At 41.7% G+C, this 18,759-nt stretch carries 18 protein-coding genes; 11 read left to right on the top strand and 7 right to left on the bottom strand.

The window, feature by feature from the left end:
• Positions 1-13 precede the first annotated feature (13 nt).
• The 5 genes from ACXAH2_RS02685 to ACXAH2_RS02665 all read right to left on the bottom strand — a co-directional run bounded on the left by ACXAH2_RS02685 (position 14) and on the right by ACXAH2_RS02665 (position 2,680).
• Positions 14-346, bottom strand: a complete 333-nt coding sequence (locus ACXAH2_RS02685; RefSeq protein WP_475076469.1) for a hypothetical protein — start codon at positions 344-346, stop codon at positions 14-16.
• Positions 347-532: 186 nt separating this feature from the next.
• Entirely contained in the window at positions 533-751 is a 219-nt protein-coding gene (locus ACXAH2_RS02680) for a hypothetical protein (protein WP_475076467.1), read from the bottom strand.
• Between the two features lie 67 nt (positions 752-818).
• Positions 819-1,421, bottom strand: coding sequence for a DUF2589 domain-containing protein (locus ACXAH2_RS02675; protein ID WP_475076466.1), 603 nt, complete (start codon positions 1,419-1,421; stop codon positions 819-821).
• A 33-nt stretch (positions 1,422-1,454) separates the two neighbouring features.
• Positions 1,455-1,958 carry a DUF2589 domain-containing protein gene (locus tag ACXAH2_RS02670; RefSeq protein WP_475076464.1) on the bottom strand — a complete coding sequence of 168 codons (504 nt, stop codon included), beginning with the start codon at positions 1,956-1,958 and terminating at the stop codon, positions 1,455-1,457.
• Between the two features lie 86 nt (positions 1,959-2,044).
• Positions 2,045-2,680: a DUF2589 domain-containing protein gene (locus ACXAH2_RS02665; RefSeq protein ID WP_475076462.1), complete on the bottom strand. Its 636-nt coding sequence runs from the start codon at positions 2,678-2,680 to the stop codon at positions 2,045-2,047.
• 921 nt (positions 2,681-3,601) lie between these two features.
• Between ACXAH2_RS02665 and ACXAH2_RS02660 the strand changes: the two genes are divergently transcribed.
• The 4 genes from ACXAH2_RS02660 to ACXAH2_RS02645 are packed head-to-tail and all read left to right on the top strand — an operon-like array spanning position 3,602 to position 8,289.
• A complete protein-coding gene (locus ACXAH2_RS02660) occupies positions 3,602-4,381 on the top strand; it encodes a class I SAM-dependent methyltransferase (protein WP_475076460.1) in 780 nt (259 codons plus the stop codon).
• Positions 4,378-5,961 (top strand): transporter substrate-binding domain-containing protein, encoded by a 1,584-nt coding sequence (locus tag ACXAH2_RS02655; protein ID WP_475076458.1) that lies wholly within the window; start codon positions 4,378-4,380, stop codon positions 5,959-5,961. The genes ACXAH2_RS02660 and ACXAH2_RS02655 overlap by 4 nt, the downstream gene beginning before the upstream one ends.
• On the top strand, positions 5,958-6,617 hold the full coding sequence (locus ACXAH2_RS02650; RefSeq protein ID WP_475076456.1) for a hypothetical protein: 660 nt from the start codon (positions 5,958-5,960) through the stop codon (positions 6,615-6,617). Before ACXAH2_RS02655 ends, ACXAH2_RS02650 begins: the two co-directional genes overlap by 4 nt.
• The gene (locus ACXAH2_RS02645; protein ID WP_475076455.1) at positions 6,583-8,289 is read left to right on the top strand and encodes a PDC sensor domain-containing protein; all 1,707 of its coding nucleotides are present in this window, start codon (positions 6,583-6,585) and stop codon (positions 8,287-8,289) included. Before ACXAH2_RS02650 ends, ACXAH2_RS02645 begins: the two co-directional genes overlap by 35 nt.
• Before the next feature lie 284 nt (positions 8,290-8,573).
• On the opposite strand, the gene ACXAH2_RS02640 is transcribed toward ACXAH2_RS02645, so the two are convergent.
• Positions 8,574-9,761, bottom strand: coding sequence for a helix-turn-helix domain-containing protein (locus tag ACXAH2_RS02640; protein ID WP_475076453.1), 1,188 nt, complete (start codon positions 9,759-9,761; stop codon positions 8,574-8,576).
• 522 nt (positions 9,762-10,283) lie between these two features.
• Here ACXAH2_RS02640 and ACXAH2_RS02635 point away from each other — a divergent pair.
• From ACXAH2_RS02635 to ACXAH2_RS02620, 4 genes are read left to right on the top strand one after another with little or no spacing between them, the layout of a single operon-like run.
• On the top strand, positions 10,284-11,753 hold the full coding sequence (locus ACXAH2_RS02635; protein ID WP_475076451.1) for an SLC13 family permease: 1,470 nt from the start codon (positions 10,284-10,286) through the stop codon (positions 11,751-11,753).
• Between the two features lie 13 nt (positions 11,754-11,766).
• Positions 11,767-12,951: a hypothetical protein gene (locus tag ACXAH2_RS02630; RefSeq protein WP_475076449.1), complete on the top strand. Its 1,185-nt coding sequence runs from the start codon at positions 11,767-11,769 to the stop codon at positions 12,949-12,951.
• Positions 12,938-13,642, top strand: a complete 705-nt coding sequence (locus ACXAH2_RS02625; RefSeq protein ID WP_475076447.1) for an HAD family hydrolase — start codon at positions 12,938-12,940, stop codon at positions 13,640-13,642. The genes ACXAH2_RS02630 and ACXAH2_RS02625 overlap by 14 nt, the downstream gene beginning before the upstream one ends.
• Positions 13,639-14,772, top strand: coding sequence for a transporter substrate-binding domain-containing protein (locus ACXAH2_RS02620; protein ID WP_475076445.1), 1,134 nt, complete (start codon positions 13,639-13,641; stop codon positions 14,770-14,772). Before ACXAH2_RS02625 ends, ACXAH2_RS02620 begins: the two co-directional genes overlap by 4 nt.
• Before the next feature lie 148 nt (positions 14,773-14,920).
• Here ACXAH2_RS02620 and ACXAH2_RS02615 read toward each other — a convergent pair whose 3' ends face one another.
• Positions 14,921-15,340 (bottom strand): SPOR domain-containing protein, encoded by a 420-nt coding sequence (locus ACXAH2_RS02615; protein WP_475076443.1) that lies wholly within the window; start codon positions 15,338-15,340, stop codon positions 14,921-14,923.
• Between the two features lie 329 nt (positions 15,341-15,669).
• On the opposite strand from ACXAH2_RS02615, the gene ACXAH2_RS02610 reads away from it, so the two are divergent.
• The 3 genes from ACXAH2_RS02610 (at position 15,670) to ACXAH2_RS02600 (ending at position 18,524) form a co-directional block, all read left to right on the top strand.
• On the top strand, positions 15,670-15,924 hold the full coding sequence (locus ACXAH2_RS02610) for a hypothetical protein (protein WP_475076441.1): 255 nt from the start codon (positions 15,670-15,672) through the stop codon (positions 15,922-15,924).
• A gap of 46 nt (positions 15,925-15,970) precedes the next feature.
• Positions 15,971-16,633, top strand: coding sequence for a type VI secretion system contractile sheath small subunit (locus ACXAH2_RS02605; RefSeq protein WP_475076440.1), 663 nt, complete (start codon positions 15,971-15,973; stop codon positions 16,631-16,633).
• Positions 16,634-17,066: 433 nt separating this feature from the next.
• Positions 17,067-18,524, top strand: coding sequence for a mannan-binding lectin (locus tag ACXAH2_RS02600; RefSeq protein WP_475076439.1), 1,458 nt, complete (start codon positions 17,067-17,069; stop codon positions 18,522-18,524).
• Positions 18,525-18,759 lie beyond the last annotated feature (235 nt).

Genomic DNA, 18,759 nt, shown 5'->3' with positions numbered 1-18,759 from the left:
TGAGGGAAAGAGGTTATTGAGCCGTTGCTTCCTCTTTCATGGTATTGTCTGCAACTAGGTTGCAAGACCAGCCCCAGCCAATTTGTTTTTCGACAAACTCAGCGGCTTTATTTTCACAATAGCCGGCTTTATTTTTGGCGTTCCAGAGTACTTTGGTTGTATCTCCTTTAGTGTATTGCACTTCACAAGGAAGGCGGTTCCCTTCAGGATAAACCACTTCAATCACGCGAGTTTTCTCGGCATGTACACAAAGGGTTTTACGATTTTCGATGGCGTTGGCTGAGGTGGCTAGACCAGCGAATACAAAGGTAAGCACAAAGGCGAAAGATTTAGGCAGTTTTGTCACAACGAATTCCTTTCAAATATCATATTGGGGTTGGGTATTGAACAACAAACCATTTTTCTGCGAAATAATGGTTTGTAAATCAATGTAACTGATTGTTATGGCAAGATCAATGCAAAATCTTTACACAAAATACAAGAAACAAGTAATACGGATTCGCTGACTCGTGGATTGCTTATCGATAGTCTGTCATTGGCATTTTTGTGCTTGCACTACGGCATCCTGACGAATTTGTTCAAATTTGTTGAACGCCTGAGCCACTTTTTGTGTTTCGGACAAAGACAGAGAAACCGAAGTGTGACATTTAGGATTGGAACATTTAAAGCTTTGCCCCGCTAAAAGTAAAGTAGACTCAATGAATATGGGGGATTGGCAATCAGGGCATTTTATTTCGGTTTTAACACTCATCTTGTTTCTCCTTATGGCAGTTAAGTTATGGCAGTTAAGTTATGGCAGTTAAGTTATGGCAGTTAAGCTAATCTTTTGCTGGTAGGGGGGCTAGGTTTTTAGTGAAGATATCCAAAATAGCGGTCATACCTTTCGGTAAAGGTAATTGTCCTGCGGTAAGGTTGACTTCGTAATTTGCTCCCGTAGAAGAGTCACCAGAGTCTTTATTTTTGCTTGATAAAGAACCATGCAGTTCGATGTCGAATTCGTGTGCCTTATAAGCATTTGTCATTCCTTTACTGGTAGAGCGCTGTCTGCGTTCTGACGTGGTTTCTTTGCTAAATTCTCTCGAACTTTTGACTTCCATTTGAAAAGAGATTTTTAATGTTTCAATCGCTAAGGAATTAATTGGAATTAAGGTCATCAGCGGAACGGCAAAACCCATTTTAATGGGCGTAGTACTTGGCGTGCCTTGAGGTGATAGTATTTGTCTTTCCAATTGGAACTTAATCATAATGGGACGTAAGTCTTCGTCGTCATCAGACGCCTTTTCAAAGCAGTTATTGATGATGAACTGTGTTTGAGATTGCGCAATCATGGCATTGGCATCGGTGGCGGCTTTAAGGGGAGCACCGATGAGTGCTTTCATTGGCAATCCAGAAAATTGATTTGCGATACTTTTAGTTGCCATAGGGTGTTCCTTTTAATCATCTAATAACCTGAGTTAGCCTGGAATTTGTGCCCTCAAGGCTCGTTCATAACCTTCGATAAGGCGTTTTAAGCCTTCTGGCGGCTCGCTCCCTGTTAAGGTGATTTCAATTTTGGTGTTGGCAGAGTCGGGATTGTCATTACTATTTCTCCCGATAAGACTGCGTTTTTTGTTTGGGTCTGGAAAAGACACCATGAGTTTATTGTCTTTGCTGGTGGTCACTTCCAGCTCGGTCGAGAATGTGACTTCGGTGATGCGTGGTGCAGAGATAGGACAAAGTGCCAAAAGAGGGATCTCAGCGGTGACATTTTCGATCCCATCTGCAGTGCGACTGGGAAACTCCATGGCGCAAGTTTTGGGGCGTAATACCGGTTCGGTATTGTATGGATCTTTCGGATCGTCTCGTTCTTCCTCATCAAAGAATCGCTTAATGAAATCGATGGTTTCACCCTCAACGGATTTAGCGGCATCTTTAACACTTTTGTGAATGGCGCGCATCAAAGCTTGAAATTCAATCATTCTTTTTTCCTATCGACAGTTTAGGACACTATAAGAGGAAGCGAGATCGGTTCGCTTCCAGACTACTCCTTAAGGTAACGCTGTTATTAAGCGGGTGTTGTCGTTGCTTCATCCTTCAACATGATAGGATCGATGTTTTTAGTGAAGGCATTAATAATGGTGGTTACACCTGTTGGTAGTGGCAGTTGTCCGGCATGAACATCCACTTCGTACTTGGCTTGGTTAGAGGCTTCATAATGCTCTTTCTGAGAAGAAGAAGACTTGCTGTTATGAGAAACAGAACCGTGTACTTCGACGGAGAAAAGGCCCGCATTATATTTCGCTGTGATGTCCGCTTTGGCAGCCGTTTCTTGCTCCTGACTGCTTTCATTGTCTTTTGACGTGGAGCTTTTCACTTCCATCTCAAAATGCACTTTTACATCATCCACCGCCAACGAGTTGAGCGGAATCAGCGTCAGCAAAGGCAGAGTGAATTTTACCGTCGCGGTTGGCGGAGTTGCTTCGGTACCGTCCGCTTTAACAATCGAACGAGTGATGTTGAAGGACACCATAATGGGTTCCAAATCATCGCCTTGTTTGTCAAAGCAGGTACTTAACATGAACTGAGTTTGCGTACGTGCCATCATGCCGTTGGCATCGGTTGCCGCTTTTAGCGGGGCACCGAGAAGAGATTTCATCGGTAAACCACTAAACTGCTGGGCCATTGAAACTAATCCAGACATTTTCGTCTCCTTTTTCGTTAATAGTGAGAAAAACTAGTGCAGAGTCTGCTCTAATGAGTCGCTTTTTCAGCCTTCTCTAGCCTGATACTGTCTTACGATCTTGAGCAATGTGAAGACAATTTAAATACAGCATCTAGGGAATAGTGGATGCCACTGGGACTGATAAAGCGACCTAGTCAGGTTAGGGATGTCGGCGTATAAAAACTTGGTTGAATGAGGGAAAGTTGTTTCCTCATTTTACCTGTTTTTGGTTACCTGTTTTAGGGTGTTCAATATTGATGGGATCACCGAATAGAAAATCGGAAGGGGAGAGCTGTTGGGAAATAAGCCTTCATCCCATTTTCAAAAAAATAAACCTTACCTCTACTTGCTTTGCCATTTTTATTTAAAAAAATAAATTCCAGTCTATATTTGTTTTCTTATTTTTATTTTGAACTTGTATTTCTTAAGGTTTCTTTCTAAAGTTTAAAAAGCTAAATTCAGCCATTAAACCAAAACTAAATCCGTGTGATTGAATCTTATCTTATGAGGATGTTGTCACGATTCGTTATGAGAAAACTTGGATTCGTCTTCAAAACTTGATCTATCAAAGAACCTTTAAGACAGCGGACTTGTTCGCACCTTCCTGAAACCTAAAAGGGTCATCAACAAGAGTGCAAATGCATCGATCCGTTTCGATATTTTCTTATTAAGATTGATTGAAAGATCCGAGTATTCCTGCTCAATCTTGATGTAATAACCCTTTTTCTGAAAAACAGATTTTAGAGAATCAATACGCATCTTTCTTGGGCTGTTTAGTGGTAAAGAATGTCAGCGCATTTCTGCAATGGAAGTGCAGTAATTATCCAATGTCGTGTTTAGGATAGTTGGAGACAAGACCAAATGGGTTTTGTCATATAGATGATTTTTCAGGAGATAATAGTGGACGAAAGCAATACGCAATGGATGGCAACGGCCTATAACAAATACTTTTCTAATGGTCTGTATGAAGATCGTTATCCAAGAGCAAACCCAAATGTTACCAACAGAATTTTAGCCCATGTCGCCCCCTTATTAGAAAGTGGCAAGATTTTAGATTATGGCTGTGGCAATGGGCGCTATTTACTGCCAATTTTACAACATTCTCTGTCGAAAGCATTTGGTTTGGATGTCAGTGAAGTTGCCATTGAGCAAGCCAAACAGAGGTTGAGTCTATATTCCTGTAGAGTGTCGCTATTTTGCTGTCGTGAGTCATTACAATCGAACGTGAATCTTAAAGACAATATTGATTTGGCGATGCTTTTATTTGGAGTGTTGGCGCATATAGAGGGACGAACTAACCGAAGAGAGGTACTGGCTTGGATATTGGCGCAGTTAAAACCAGATTATGGTCTTTTAATGGTGTCTGTTCCAAACAAGTATCGGCGTTTTTGGTGGCGACAATGGCGTAGTCGACGACAATCACAAGAGGGGATTTTTTATCAACGGCACCAAGGCAATGCTACGATATCTCTTTACTATCATCTCTACACCGCACGAGAACTTCATGATGAGCTAAAAGCCGTTGGCTATAAGATTGAGCGTATTAAAGCGGAAAGCATTCTGCCGGAAAAATGGGTGATTCATTCTCCTCTTATCGCCCAAATTGATCGTATTTTATGTGATTTTTTACCTGCATGGCTGGGTTATGGCATTTTAGTGGAAGCTAGGAGGCCATCATGAAAGGTTTGCTACGACTTTTGGTAGGGTGGCTTTTATGCTTTGTTTGTTATGTTGTTCAAGCAAATGATTTGCTCTCAGAAATACGTCAATCAGGGCGCATAGTGGTGGGTGTCAAAACCGATTATCCGCCATGGGGAATGTTAGCAATTGATGGCAGTAATGCTGGCTATGAACCTGACTTAGCCCTTTTAATGGCGCAGCATTTAGGGACGGAAGATAACGACATTGATGTGGTTTTTAAATCTGTTAGCTCGACTAATCGTTTTCGTAAACTTAACGATGGGGAAGTGGATATATTGATTGCCACAGTGGGCGATACCTTGCAGCGACGCTATCAAGTTAACCTGATTCACCCACATTATTTTGAAAGTGGTGTGCGTGTCTTAATGCACAATCAGCAACAAATTACGCAATGGTCAGATTTAATTGGTCAACCCGTGTGTCTTACTGCTGGAGCTTACTTTAATAAAACGTTAGTACAAAGCTATCGCATTGAGCCCATTATAATGATGAGTAATCGTGATGTTCAATTGGCTTTATTGACAGGTAAGTGCGTCGCTTGGGCATATGATAGTGGTATTTTATTCCACCTCTCTAATCAGCCTGAATGGCAAGATTATCAGTTGGGTTTGGAAAACATCCTGCCTGTATATTGGTCCATTGTGACTCGCAACGGCTTAGAATCTGCTGCTTTGAGTCAGTGGGTATCTGAATTTTTAGTAACACAAATTCGCTCAGGCAAGTTACTGGCATTGGCTGAAAAATGGCAACTACCTGAGCGATCATTTTTGCTGGACCAGCAAACCTTATGGCGCAGTCAAGATGCCTCAGGTCAGTGGTTGTGCCGAGCAGAAATGCTCAGCGCCTATGATACCCATGACTGTGTAAATCAGCCTTTGGCAATGACCATGCCACAGTCTAAAGGCCTGTGGCCGTTTGATGCGTTTGATACGCAACGACTGATTCAATCACTACTGCATACCGCTTTTTTTACCCTTATCGCTGTGTTATTGGCGCAAGTACTGGCGACACTTTTTAGTTATTTCACGCTTCGAGGCCCATTAGGAATAGGGCATGTTGTGGCTTTCTTTACGTCAATACAGAGTTCTATCCCGCCTATATTAATGCTGTATTTAGTGTATTTTGGCGCTTTGCCCGTGTGGCTAAATTCTGAGCAAACGCATTTCTTCAATGGTGTGGTCATTTCTTTACTGGTGCTGTCTTTGTATACCGCCGCAGGAATTAATAATCTGGTGACTTCTGGTCGTCCCAAAGACGTGCCTTTATTAGACTTGTATTTACAGCATCAGGTAGGAGTACGAGCAAATCTAGTGAACTTAGCGAAAGCGGCGGGGATGGCCAGTGTATTGGCGTCACCCAATGCGGTACTCGTGATCAATAGTCTAGTGTCGGGGGCAGGCTATCCACTTTTATTAATGAGTTTATTGGCTCTTTTTTATTACTTAGAAGTGATGTTTTTTGCCTACTTAATTCATTATCTATTAGTACGTTTAGAACATCAGGCACAGATTCGCCCTACATCAAGTGTGCCCACTTTAGCGATGCAGGAGGAGAAATGATGTTTGCTGACATACCTATCTCGGTTATTTTGGATTTCATCAATGCCTATCTCTATAACCTGATTATCGCTGTTTTGGCCATGTTAGTGGGCTGTTCATTGGGGTTCATATTAGGTTATTTAGCGAATTTCCCGAATAAAACCAGTGGTTACCTCTTAAAAATAATGCGTTCAGTATTTTGTAATGTACCCAGTTTCGTGTTGCTGTTTTATTTTACTTTGATGGTTCCTTCGCAGTTTGAATGGTTGGGTGAAAGCCGCTCAATACCGCCGTTAGCAAAAGCTGTGCTGGCTTTATCCATCCCCGTGATGGGATATTACAGCGATATTTTTGAATTGACGCTAAAAGAGCAGCTGGCTTTTTCTATGGCGGGCTTAAAGCAGTTTTTTATGGTTATTTTGATGGCCTCCACAACGGCTTCAGTAATTGGTGTTAATGAACTCATGGCAACCGCTAATACCTACATAGCATTGCAGGGGGAGACCAGTAAAGTACTCCCTGTTTATCTTATTGTAGTAGCCATTTTTCTCATTAGTGGCTTAGTGATTCAACTGCTGTTTAACCTGATGAACCGGATTTACCACAAGGTGACAGGAAACCAAAAATCAAAGGAAGATATTGATGAAAACGCGACGATCAATTCATCAGCTTCATAATAATCATTATCGTTGGATTGCTCTGACATTCTGGTTTGTCGGAGCTTTGTTAACCTGGTGGGCTTTTCAATGGCAAGCAGCGCTGGAAATCAGTCTACGCAAAGAATTGGTGGAAAAAAGTGACGTCTCTGTGGCACAGCTCAATGAGGTAATAGCGGAGTATGACCTTCTTCATACCCAAGGTGAGCAGACTCAGATGATGTCTAAAGAGCTGACGAGAAGAATTAACCGAGTGATAAATGACATGGATCTTGGCAGTCAAAGCTTTGCAGTGTTGATTGACGATTATGGCGATGTTTTGGTTTATCCAGATAGTCGTTTGTCAGGTAGGAATATCTCATCTTTGAACTTACCTCAAGACACCTTATTGTCTACGGTATTTCGTCAATTTCCTCGTGGCCAGTTAATGACGTTTGAACATCCAGTGACGCAAAGAGAGCAATGGATGGTGAAACGTTATGTTGAGAGTTTACAAGCCAATTTAGGCTTAGTGATGGATGCTGAATCATTGCAGCCTAAGCAAGGATTTTTAGCATGGTATGGTTATTTAGTTTTATTTTGCTGCGTGACTGGGGGGATTTTTTTTCTCTCTAGTTGTATCCTTCTTCGCCGACCTAGCTCAATGATTAAGCGGTTTTATATCGTCTTATCAGCCAGTTTATTGTGTTTTTTACTGATTGTTTGGTATCACGCAATGGAAGACATTCCACTGATAGAAGGTGAGACCATGTTGGTGGACCGTGAAAGTGTTGAATTGGCTTGGCGTCGAACAAGAGAAGAAGGATCTGAATTACTGGATGAAATTGCTTGGCCACTGCAATTAGCAATACAAAATATTGATTTATTGGATGCCAATGAAATAAGAGTTTCGGGTACCGTTTTAGTCGAAGACTCCCAAGCCGAAGTAACGCCATTACAAATTAAAGATGCGTTACAAAGTGACTGGCATTTACAAAGGCAAATAGGTTCAGATCAGTTATGGCATTTTGTGGCCATCTTGACCCAGACAATTCAATCTCAATCTTTTCCATTTGATAAAGATGTTTTGACTATTACCTTGCTACCCAATGCTCAACAACAGGCCCTATTGGTACCCATGTTTCAGCATTACCCTAGTATGGCGCCGCAAGATTTACCAGGTTTGTCCTCAAGCTTTCGTGATATTAGTGGTTGGCAAATAGAAAGGAGCTATTTTACTTATCATCAGGAAAGCGTACCGAACAGACAAGTTTTGCCGGGGTTAAAATTCAAAATAGCAATACAAAGAAGTCTGACTGGTCCATTAATTAGTCACATTATGCCGCTTTGTATGGTTAGTTTATTGAATTATTGGATGTTGTTGTTGTGGACGAAGGATTCCAAAAAGCAATCGCTTTGGGGGTTTAGTACGGCAACAGAGCTACAATACAGTGCGTCACTCTTTTTTATTCTGGTTATTTCCCATGTGGCATTACGTGATTCGATGAACGTGCAGGGTGTTGTTTTTATTGAGTATTTTTACTTTGTTTCGTATTTTCAGATCATTTTTATTGCGATCGGTTCTTTGATCTATACTGCGAGAGTTAAGAGTATTTTGCTGAATCAAAGGAATGTCATTCGGCTTAGAAGATGGTATTGGCCTTGTGTATTTTTGCTGTGTATTTTGATTAGCATGGTGTTTTTAAATACTTAGGGGGAAATAGACCAGATAGATTGCGCGGACGAACCCAAGGTGAGACTCATTAGAGAGGTGAGACTCATTAGAGTGTAGGTGATCATGCAGGATTGATTGAATTTGGTTTTGAGCCTGTCTCTTTTCCTAGGGTCTTCTGTATGGAAAAACTGGTATGGAATGATAAAGATAGTGGAAGAATGCTTGTGATGGCAGGCTATTCATTTCTAGCTATCAACCGCTGGTATAATAAATCTCTGACGTTTGCGTCAGAGATTTTCTCACGATTGAGCCTTCAATTTTTCCTAAGAGACGTAAGCTTGCTTACGTTTTTTGCGTTGTTGATTACGGAATTCTCTAGGGGTACAACCAGAATAACGTTTGAACATTTTTTCAAAGTGACTCAAATCACCGAACCCGGATTGCAGGCAAATATCAGTAATACTCTGATTTGGAGATTTGGCGATTTTACGTCTGGCAAATTCGATTCTCATTTGATTTAGTAATGGCTTAAAGGACGTACCTAAATGTTCTCTGAAAAGAAAAGACAAATGAGATGGGCTAGTAAAAGCGGATGCGGCAACGTCTTCTAGACAAATTTCATCCAGAAAATGAAGGCTCAGGAAGTTTAGCGACTTCTGAATACTAGGATGAAGGTGATCATAACCGTCTAATTGATGACTGAGAAGTTTATTAATCAGCTCGTCTTTGAAGGGGGGAGAGGTGACATCAATAATACCAAGATCCAAAATCTGCTTAGCGGTAATCTCGCTGCCACAAAAGGATGCGAGAAAGAGGGTTAGTCGGTGTAACTCGATGATGTTGCCTGGCCAATCATATTGCTGTAGTAGAGATAAGGCAGAGTCTGTAATATCCAATTTTATCTCTAAACTAGATAAGATATAAGCAATGTGTTCGGGAATATCTTCCGGTCGCTCTCTTAAGGGAGGAAGGTGAAAATGAAATTGAGGAGTGGTCGCGCCAAAAATATCATACATCCATTGCTGCGACGGATGGGAAAGGTCCTTTTTAGAGCTTGAAATGACAAGATGAATCTTATCTTGACTCAGCTTCATGAAAAAATCATCACGTGACAAAAGAGAGATCAAGACATCTTTGTTGCTGTCACTCAAATAATCAATATCTTCAATATAAAGAGTACCGCCTTTTGCTAACAGCAAGCTTTTTAATAAGTGCGCTTTGTATGATTCAGTATCAATTAAATTGACTGGAACACAGATGAATTTACCTTTTTCTTTTCTGTCTCGTTGATGAATATGCCATGCAACGGCGGCTTTCTCACAGCCATTCTCACCAGAAAGAAAAATGAGAAAAGGAAGCCTTGAAGCGAATTCAATTTGCTTTTTCACTCGAATAATAGCATCAGAATGACCGAGAATTGGGTAATTTTGATAACCTTGCGATGTGAAATTTTTTGGTGTAACGCGTAAATCATTAGGGGCTATAAAATTATAGGATAGCTCATTTATCATAATGTAATTCCTTTTATGATTTAGGTTTGAGCTTTAATCCTAGATCTCAATTTAGGTTTTATAATTGGTTTTTCATATTGAATATGCGGTGAAATATGTGAATGGACAGCGCTTCCTATTATAAAAACGCGGCTATCCTAGGCTAATACAATGAATAAAGTATAAAAGTGGTGGGTTAATTGAATATCAATCGACGTTGATCATTTGTTATTTTTTGTAAATTTAATTTTTTACCATTCTTTAATCTGTATAGAAATGGTCGTGATAATTTTAAGACATTTTTACACCTTCAAATCTTAAAAAATTTCTATTAAATAGACAGTCAGTATGGAAAATTTTAATGGATAGTGTGATCACAATGCCGAGGGAGATTATTTATAATCTATAGAATAAGTGAATCAAAATGAAGGGGAAGATGGTTAGATAATATAATCATAATTTTTACGTGTTTTCGCCAAGTCATATCTTTAGTCATTTAAGAAGATAGTTTTATCTTTTAAATGAATGATTAGAGACTATGCTATGAATGATCTTCTTGATAAACCTAGCTTTAAATCCACTGAATTAGAATCCAAAACCAAACAGGATACCCTTTTTAAGCTGATTGGTTGGTTGGTGACCTTATCTCTCCCCTTATACTTGTTTTTCAATATGCCTAAGCAGGTTATTGATTTGGCCGGTTCCGAGGGGGTGACTTTTTTGGCACTGATTGTTGGTGCCGTGAGCATGTGGGTGTTTAGGCTCACGCCCAACTTTGTACCCTCTCTCTTAGTGACCATTTTAGCCGTAGTATTAAATATTGCACCACGCGAAGTGGTGATGGCTGGGTTTGGTTCGAATGTCATTTTTTTAGTGCTCGGCATGTTTTTATTTGCCGCCATGATGAGTACGTCTGGCTTGGCGAGAAGGGTATCTTTATGGTTGACCACCCACTTACCCAATAATCGTTTTACGCAACCCTTCATTTTATTTGGATTGGGGGCGTCATTATCCTCTCTTATTCCTTCACCATTAGGACGTTCCGCCATCATGACACCTCTGGCGCTGGACTTAACGAAATTGTCTAACAATCCCCATCGCCACGCGACACTGCAAATCAGTTCGATGCAGGGTGGTTTTTTATTGTGCACGGTTTTTCTAACGGGAAATCCCCTTAACTTCGTAATGTTGGGCTTTTTGGATATGCAAACCCGGTTTTACTTCCAGTGGGGAAATTGGCTGCAAAGTACCTTTATTGCCGGTGTCGTCTTATTGATTTTTTATGTGCTGTGGATGTTTTGGCGCTGTCGTCATGAGGAAACGGTCTCCAACAGTGAAATTGAAAGATTAAAGCAAGAATTAACCGCTCTAGGAGGGCTGGATAACAAAGAGAAAGGTGCCGTTATATCCATGATGATATTAGTGGGGGCCATCTTAAGCATGTCATTGCATCATATAGAGTTGGCTTGGGTCGCATTATTTATCGCCATGACCCTATTTCTTTTTGATGGATTAACGATCGAAGATATGCGCAGCCGGGTCGATTGGCCCACCTTGTTGTTTATTGCTTCCATTGTCTCTTGGGGGCCCATGATTCAGCATTTGAATTTGGATCTGTTAGCCCTTGAACACCTGAAATGGTTGGGTACATACATATCAACCAGCCCACTTGCTGGCATTGTATTACTCAGTTTGGTGGTATTTGGGGTTCGCCTATTTTTCCCCGGTCCACCGACTTTTGTCATTTTAATGAGTGTCTTGATTTCTGTCTCAGGGGGTTCTGCTATGTCGCCCTGGGTATTGGGATTTTGCCTCCTGCTACTCAGTGAATCTTTTATATTTTCTTACCAACATGGTGTCTCGGCACAAGTGAGTTCAGCGTTAAGCGATGAAAAGCTGTTACACAAAGACATGCAGAAAGCCTTCCTGACGTCCAATATCTGGTTCTGTTTTGCCCGGGTGGTCGCGTTATGCGCTTCGTTAGCTTATTGGTCGCAACAAGCATTGATTTAAGGAGATTAACAGCATGAAGATGATGAATAACGCCATTAAATTAACCATTCTTTTTATCGTATTAATTACTGTTTTTTTGGTGGTTCAACATAAAAAGAATGAGCCAAGGGTGTACGTGATTCACTCTTACAATACGGATTTAAGTTGGGTTAACTCAATTGATGAAGGCATTTTAAGTAAGCTAAAAAGCGATATGCCTGCGGCGCAGGTGCGCTTTCACTATATGGATTTAATTAACCATAATGGCTGTAACTTTCGCCGTCGTTCCACTAGGGATGTTCTGTATGGCATCAATGATTGGAAACCGGATTACATTCTATTGGTGGATGACTTGGCTCAGCAGCTCATCGGAGCGCACTATTTGGCCTATGAAGATAAACGCTTCCCACAGCAAAGTCTGGCAGAGCAGTTATTTCGTCAGGACTGCCCAGATCAGAATATCGATTTTTATCAACAAACTTACCTAAAAGACTGGGATGCTTTACCGCAGATTGTCTTCGCTGGCGTGAATTACAGCGTGAAGCCATATGGCTACTTTGACGCGGTGAACACACAAGGTATTTATGAGCATAAAAACTTTCTTTCTCTGTCTGAAACCTTATTGGATTTGAGTCGTTATTGCGGTGACGAAAGAGCAACGGCGGTATTACCACTAAACGATAATTCCTCAACAGCACAAAGAGAAGTGGTCGGCTTTCGTCAATACAGTTGGTTTCCTTTGCAACTCATTGAACCTGCAACGGTGGACACATTTGATCAATGGAAGCAGCAGGTAGACATTGCGAATGCCAACCAAGCCATGTTGCTCATTGCCAACTATCAGCAAGTCAAAACACAGGCCGGCAGTAATCAGTTTGTGCCTGCCAATCAATTGGTCCATTGGACCATGGCCAATGCCAAGTATCCGGTGTTAGGAGCAGGCACCAACTTTGTTGATGACGGCGGCATGATAACAGTGGCGATTGCTGGTCAAGAACAAGGCAAAGAGCTGGTCAATTTGATGCGGTCAGGTAGACAAGAAGTGGCGCTTGTTGACAGTGGGGTGAAACGCGCGGAGCAGTTTTTAGTTGGCTTAGCAGCGCGCAAAGTCAAACAGTTTTGCAACAACCGTTTACCCGCGATTTATCAGGCCTATGCCAAAGAAACTGGGTTATATCGTTTTGAAGATGTGTCTGAGGTGTTGTATGTCGAACCTTAAGACTGATAACGATAACCATATGGCACCAGGTAAAGAAGATTATCAATTGTTCATTTTTGATATGGATGGGGTCTTAGTGGACAGTTTAATGGTCATGAAAATGGCCTTTAGGGCCTCTATTTTTGATTATTTTGGCTTTTCCATCGCCTCTCGTTCCGTTGAGGCTTTGTTTCGCGAATATCAAAAGCACTTGGGCAAAGGTTTTAAGCAGATTATGGAAGAACTAGGGCTTCCTACTGAGCTGGTGCCGTATTTTAGTCGGCACAGTCGATACTTGGCGGATTATGTGTTGCCGTATCCGCACATAGAGGCGTTATTAGAGATGTTAACGGCACAAGGAAAAACGCTTTGTGTGGCGACCGGAAAAGAGGGGCGACGAGCAAAAGACATATTACGCAATCTAGATTTGTTGAAGTATTTTGATCATGTCATGGGATCCGATCAAGCACCTGCTAAGCCTAACCCCAGTGTATTACTGGATTACATGAAACGCTACGAAACATCGCCAGACAACACCTTAATGGTAGGCGATGCGCCAACGGATCTGCTTTGCGCGAAGCGCGCAGGCATTGCCTCTGCGGCGGCCTTGTGGGGCTACAATCAAATAGAAGAATTGGCCAGATACCAGCCGACATTTTGCTTTCATTCTCCCGCTCAAATGCGGGCCTACTTTTCGGGAGGAAATGCATGAGAGTGATTCGTCTCATTCTTGCGATCAGTTTGCTTGTGCTGGGTGTCTCCCATATAGCCCAAGCAGATTGCTTAGATACCAAGATAGATACCACGGCTCCCCTTAACGTTGGCGTAAAATTTTCCCCTCCTTTTATCTATGAATCCAATGCTTCCGCCATTGATCATGCTGGCTGGACTGGAATTGGAGCTGACCTGTGGCGAGAAATAGCGGATTGTTTGCAACTGTCTTATCGCTTTATGGAATTTGTCGATGATCAAGACATGATCACTGCCCTCAATCAGCAAGAAATCGATGTGGTACTGGGGCCCTTTGTACCCAATGCCGAAGTGGAAGGGGTGGCCGACTTTTCTCACAGTTATTTTCAAGGTCACATTGGCGTATTGGTTGCGCAAGAGTCTGGCTGGGCGAGTCTTATTCGTCTGGTGCAAAATTTCCCTATCATGGAAACCCTATTCGTCTTACTGGTGCTGTTGTCTATCATGGTGTTCACGGCTTTATTGTACTGGCAGGCAGAAAATAAAAACCTCAACCCCTTGTTTACTGATGGGCCATTAAAAGGGTTTTTCAATGCCATGATTTGGTCCACATTGTTGGTCTTCTCTGGGCAGGGCAGCCCTTTTGAAGTGAAGCATAGAGCCGGGCAAGTGCTGGTCATTATTTTAATGTTTTTTGGTGTCAGCTTTGTTTCCATCGTAACCGCTTTACTGACTTCTGCCTTAACCCTGCAAGGCTTAGGGGCACAGATTTCCAATGTAAATGATTTGGCTGGTAAGAAAATCGCTTACTTGAATGCACTGAATTCCGATTTGAAAGGTCAGAGCGTGGCAAGCTTTTTACAGCAGCATAAGCTTCAAGACAGCAAGCAATTGTTTTCTTGGAGCCAGGTGATGCTAAGTCTGCAGGAAAAACGATTGGATGCCTTTATACACAATAAAGAAGAAATGCAGTTCCTCATAAAATCTGGCTATTTAAAAGGTGTCTCTGTCTTACCCCTTGACCTAGACCAAAAGAACTATTCCATCATAATGACAAAAAACAGCCCTCTCACTAAGCCCATCAATCGGCAGATCTTAACCACGGTGAACAGCAGAGAATGGCAAATTCGTTATGAAGAATACTTAAACTGACTTTTGCTCTGAGTGGTAACCTTGACGGTAACGGCATTTTTCGACGAATGCGAGGTATTAAGGATACGTAAATTGGTTTTTTAGGTGAGTCATTAGACGTTAATAGTGATGGCTACTTTTGCCTGTTTTGTATCCTGCAAACAACGGATTATTGGGCGCCATTAGGCCACAAACTGACCTGGGAAGAAATGCCTTCCTCCTGCAAAGCTTGTTTCGCTTGCTCTGCCTGAAACTGACTTGAATAGCGGCCAACCAAGACGAAAAACCATTCTTTTTGGTGGTCTTTCGCCTTAATAATCCGCAGCGGCGCATCGAATTGGATACGCTGCGCTTGGTTTGTTGCTTGCCCCATTTTACGATACAAGCCCACTTGAAGGGTATATTCCGCGCCTTTAGCAGCAGCGGGCAAGTGCATGCTGCTCAGTGGATAAGGCGATGCCAGAGAGTCTGCGTCTACAGTGTAAAGTCTATTATTTGTGTTTCTGGTATTGATATGAGAAGGCAAGTAGAGGGCTAAGATTATGCCCAATAAAAGAATATTGAAATAGATAATCATGGTTTTACGCATATCATCTTAACTCCGTTCTATGTTGATAGATTTCACCTCCTGAAAAAATTCTCCTAAACCACGGATAATGATTATAGATAACTTTCAGATTTTATGAAGACAGTGTCTGATAAAAAGCCAGGGCACTTGCGTAAAGTCTTATTTTCTCCTTCCTTTTTAATTCTTTTAATTGTAATGGAGACCCGCCTAGCTGGGTTGAATTTTACCCTAAAGGGTAAAGCATTCTTTTCGTGAATTATTTTATTTTTTATATAAAACAATAAGTTAATTTTATTTTTCAAGTTGGCATCTAATGTGATGTAGAAACAAGACCGAGAACCATAAACCTTATGAGATTAAGTCAGATGGGCATAAAAAATTATTATCAAGCAGATGATGTGGCTCAATTAATAAAGAAGTACTTAACCAATCATCCAGACAGTGAAGACACTGTGGTCGGTATCACAAACTGGTGGTTAAAGAAGCAAAGAATCAACGATTCTATCGTGGCGGTTGATAAGGCTTTAAAAGCGCTAGAGTTGCAGGGAGAGATCAGCTCAATAACCCGTGATGATCAACTGTATTTTCGGTTAACTAAGAAGTAATCAGCAAGGATTTGCCTTACTCACTTTTTAAATGGGAGATTTCATTTTGGAAAGTAATCAGAAAAAACTGTCCAGGGTACGGTCGCCAAGGGTTCATATCACCTATGATGTTGAAATAGGGGACGCTATTGTACAAAGAGAATTGCCGCTCATTGTGGGCGTGTTGGCGGATCTATCCGGTGCGCCAACAGAACCCTTACCGCCGGTGAAAGAGCGTGAATTTGTACAAATTGATCGTGATAACTTTGATGACATCATGAAAGGCTGTCAGGTCAGATTGGTATACGTAGACCTCAATCCACTCAGGGCGAAAATAAGCCAGACGCCGGAGTGTTCCGTGTTTACCAGTGTAAAACAGCGGGTAGAATCCGCTAGACAAGAAGAACAACCTGAAGGCTTGTATCCTTTTGTTGGCAATCCTCGAGAGAAAATGCCGGATGGGTTGCCTTTTAAATTGACGGATTACCTTGAATTGCTTGATATGACAGGGAGAATCATTCGAGAAGATAAACGAGGCGCGATCGATGCTTCGTTGTTGCCGATACTCCAACGGCTTAATATTTCCTCTGAAAATTGGTTGTGTATTGCAACGGAATTTGGATCAAGAACGGGAAATGTCGTGGGAAACGAGCATTCGATTAGCCATTACTGCGAGTCAAATCATCGACAACGTAAACCACCGCTGCAAAGTGTTAAGCTATTGGCTTAAACAATAAAACTCTCAAGTTGCTGTCTCATTAAACTGACGTCTGTTGGTTCTTTTTCTTAAATTCGAGTTTAGATGTCTCCATCTGTACCCCGATAGGGATACCCCATAAAAAACGACTTCTCCATATTCAGGTATACATCGTGGAATATCGTTTTTTGGTAGCTGATTAGCTTGGGTGTCCTATTAAAAACTTTCGTGGAATATCGTTTTTTGGTAGCTGATTAGCTTGGGTGTCCTATTAAAAACTTATACAAAATTCCTATTCACTTGCTATCTTAAATATTAGGGGCAGATTCAAGGGGCCATTCGCTGGCAAATTAAGATAATCGGTTTTGCATAGACTATGGGCATAGGTGCTGCCTTTTTATATTTACTGTGTTTCAAGTGGGAAGTTGTCTTTGAGACATCAATGTTAAGGATGAGGTGAAAGAGTATGAAGATTTGGAACGCCTTGATGGCGCTTTTATTTTTGCTGGTGGTTACCTTCTCGGGTAAGTCTTGGGCTCAGTCAGATTATCAAGTGGTTAACGTGGCAGCAGCCGATTGTCCTGTTGATCCCACTTGGTTAACTCAACCTTCGTTGCCAGTTGAAGTGAAAAAAAGTGGTGCGGATGGTAGTTCAAATTTCTGTGATTTTTATCAGTTTGCCAATCAAACCTATTTGTATTTGATGTCGCCTTCGACATCTGAACCCGAATTGCGCAATTTTCAGGTGAATGAGCAGTTTTCTTTGCTGGAATTTAATGACGATGACGATGGCACCCCAGCGGACTCCTGTGATACGGAGATATCCGGGTCTACATTACGTACTGGTTTACAGAAATCCAGTCTCATTACGGGGCAAGCGGGTGGCGGTGCGACCATTTACGACCAAGAGGGGAATGTCATTTATTATGACGTCAGGTTTACTCGGAATTTATGCGATTTGTCGGCGAGCGCAGTGAAATTGCAGCAGCAAAACATCACTAACTTTCCCGCTGGGACGATTGAGTTAAAGTTTGCTTGGAAAACTTTATCAGCTGAAGAGGTTGCAAAAGGCCAATATGTGACTCAGCAACAGCTTATATTGAAGGATAATGTTACCTTGGGTCTGATTGGCGTGCATATTGTTGTGGCGACAGAAGATCATCCAGAATTTATTTGGGCAACCTATGAGCATAAGATCAATACGCCAAATTGCTTGCCTTCCTTTGTCCAAGATAAAACGGATTGGACCATGGCCAGTCAAAGTTGTACCGTCGACTTACCCGATTCGGCCGATCCTGGGAATGCCTGTAACTTTAATAACCCCCCTGAAAAACTCACTTTTCCAATCGGGACGCCAACCAATATTTGTCGAGTGCATCCTTATGGCACAGTGTTCACCGATGCGAATGCTGGGGAAAATATTTCAATTATTACTCAGCAAAATCAAGGCATTGATGAGTTACTGCAAAATCAAGGCAATGCAGATATGCAGGTGCTAGAAAATTATTTTAATGTCGGCGCTTTATGGGCTAGTGATATTACCAAGAGTTCGGGTGGGAAAGGAGTGCCTAATGAGCGTGGATCATTACGTTTGGCAAACTCGGTTGCGGAAACTCGCTATCAGCAGGTAGATATAACCAGTGATTTTGCGAGTAATTGTTTTGGTTGTCACAACTACACTGGCACATCAGAGACGGTGCATAACAATATTACTTCGCAAGCGCTAAGCCATATTTTTAAAGATATTAAAATTGGTCAGGGATTGGACATTGATGTGTATGCCCAAAAGGTCTTTATGGATAATAGCGATGCTGATAAACACTGTCCGAGCACTTGTTCCAATACAGCCAGTTATCTGAAATGGAATGGTAATTGGACTAATATCAATCCCTCATCTGGCTCCGTATGCGGTTGTGGGTTGTAATTTTTAGGAAGGCGTTAACAGAATACGATCCATATAAAATGCCCTCTTGGTTGAGATGCTCTCTTTGAGCTTTGAGCTTGGGGGCATTAGTCGTGTGAAGAAAATGGCACCTTTGGGAGTTCGGGAAAGGCATACCGCAGTGTGTGCATCTAAATCATCAAAGCAACAGAAGATATCTTTTTCTCCCAGAAATTTCACAAACAGCTTGCCCCTCAAACAGATCGATCATTCTTAC

The sequence above is a fragment of the Marinomonas sp. ABL3_031 genome (genome assembly GCF_056161265.1).
Note: the sequence above shows the minus strand (reverse complement) of the source record. Positions and strands in the feature narration are given on the sequence as shown.

Bases quoted from the DNA above. Each gene is read 5' to 3' on its own strand.
- ACXAH2_RS02680 (WP_475076467.1), bottom strand. From the start codon at position 751: ATGAGTGTTAAAACCGAAATAAAATGCCCTGATTGCCAATCCCCCATA.
- ACXAH2_RS02675 (WP_475076466.1), bottom strand. From the start codon at position 1,421: ATGGCAACTAAAAGTATCGCAAATCAATTTTCTGGATTGCCAATGAAA.
- ACXAH2_RS02670 (WP_475076464.1), bottom strand. From the start codon at position 1,958: ATGATTGAATTTCAAGCTTTGATGCGCGCCATTCACAAAAGTGTTAAA.
- ACXAH2_RS02665 (WP_475076462.1), bottom strand. From the start codon at position 2,680: ATGTCTGGATTAGTTTCAATGGCCCAGCAGTTTAGTGGTTTACCGATG.
- ACXAH2_RS02655 (WP_475076458.1), top strand. From the start codon at position 4,378: ATGAAAGGTTTGCTACGACTTTTGGTAGGGTGGCTTTTATGCTTTGTT.
- ACXAH2_RS02650 (WP_475076456.1), top strand. From the start codon at position 5,958: ATGATGTTTGCTGACATACCTATCTCGGTTATTTTGGATTTCATCAAT.
- ACXAH2_RS02645 (WP_475076455.1), top strand. From the start codon at position 6,583: ATGAAAACGCGACGATCAATTCATCAGCTTCATAATAATCATTATCGT.
- ACXAH2_RS02640 (WP_475076453.1), bottom strand. From the start codon at position 9,761: ATGATAAATGAGCTATCCTATAATTTTATAGCCCCTAATGATTTACGC.
- ACXAH2_RS02635 (WP_475076451.1), top strand. From the start codon at position 10,284: ATGAATGATCTTCTTGATAAACCTAGCTTTAAATCCACTGAATTAGAA.
- ACXAH2_RS02630 (WP_475076449.1), top strand. From the start codon at position 11,767: ATGAAGATGATGAATAACGCCATTAAATTAACCATTCTTTTTATCGTA.
- ACXAH2_RS02625 (WP_475076447.1), top strand. From the start codon at position 12,938: ATGTCGAACCTTAAGACTGATAACGATAACCATATGGCACCAGGTAAA.
- ACXAH2_RS02620 (WP_475076445.1), top strand. From the start codon at position 13,639: ATGAGAGTGATTCGTCTCATTCTTGCGATCAGTTTGCTTGTGCTGGGT.
- ACXAH2_RS02615 (WP_475076443.1), bottom strand. From the start codon at position 15,340: ATGCGTAAAACCATGATTATCTATTTCAATATTCTTTTATTGGGCATA.
- ACXAH2_RS02610 (WP_475076441.1), top strand. From the start codon at position 15,670: ATGAGATTAAGTCAGATGGGCATAAAAAATTATTATCAAGCAGATGAT.
- ACXAH2_RS02600 (WP_475076439.1), top strand. From the start codon at position 17,067: ATGAAGATTTGGAACGCCTTGATGGCGCTTTTATTTTTGCTGGTGGTT.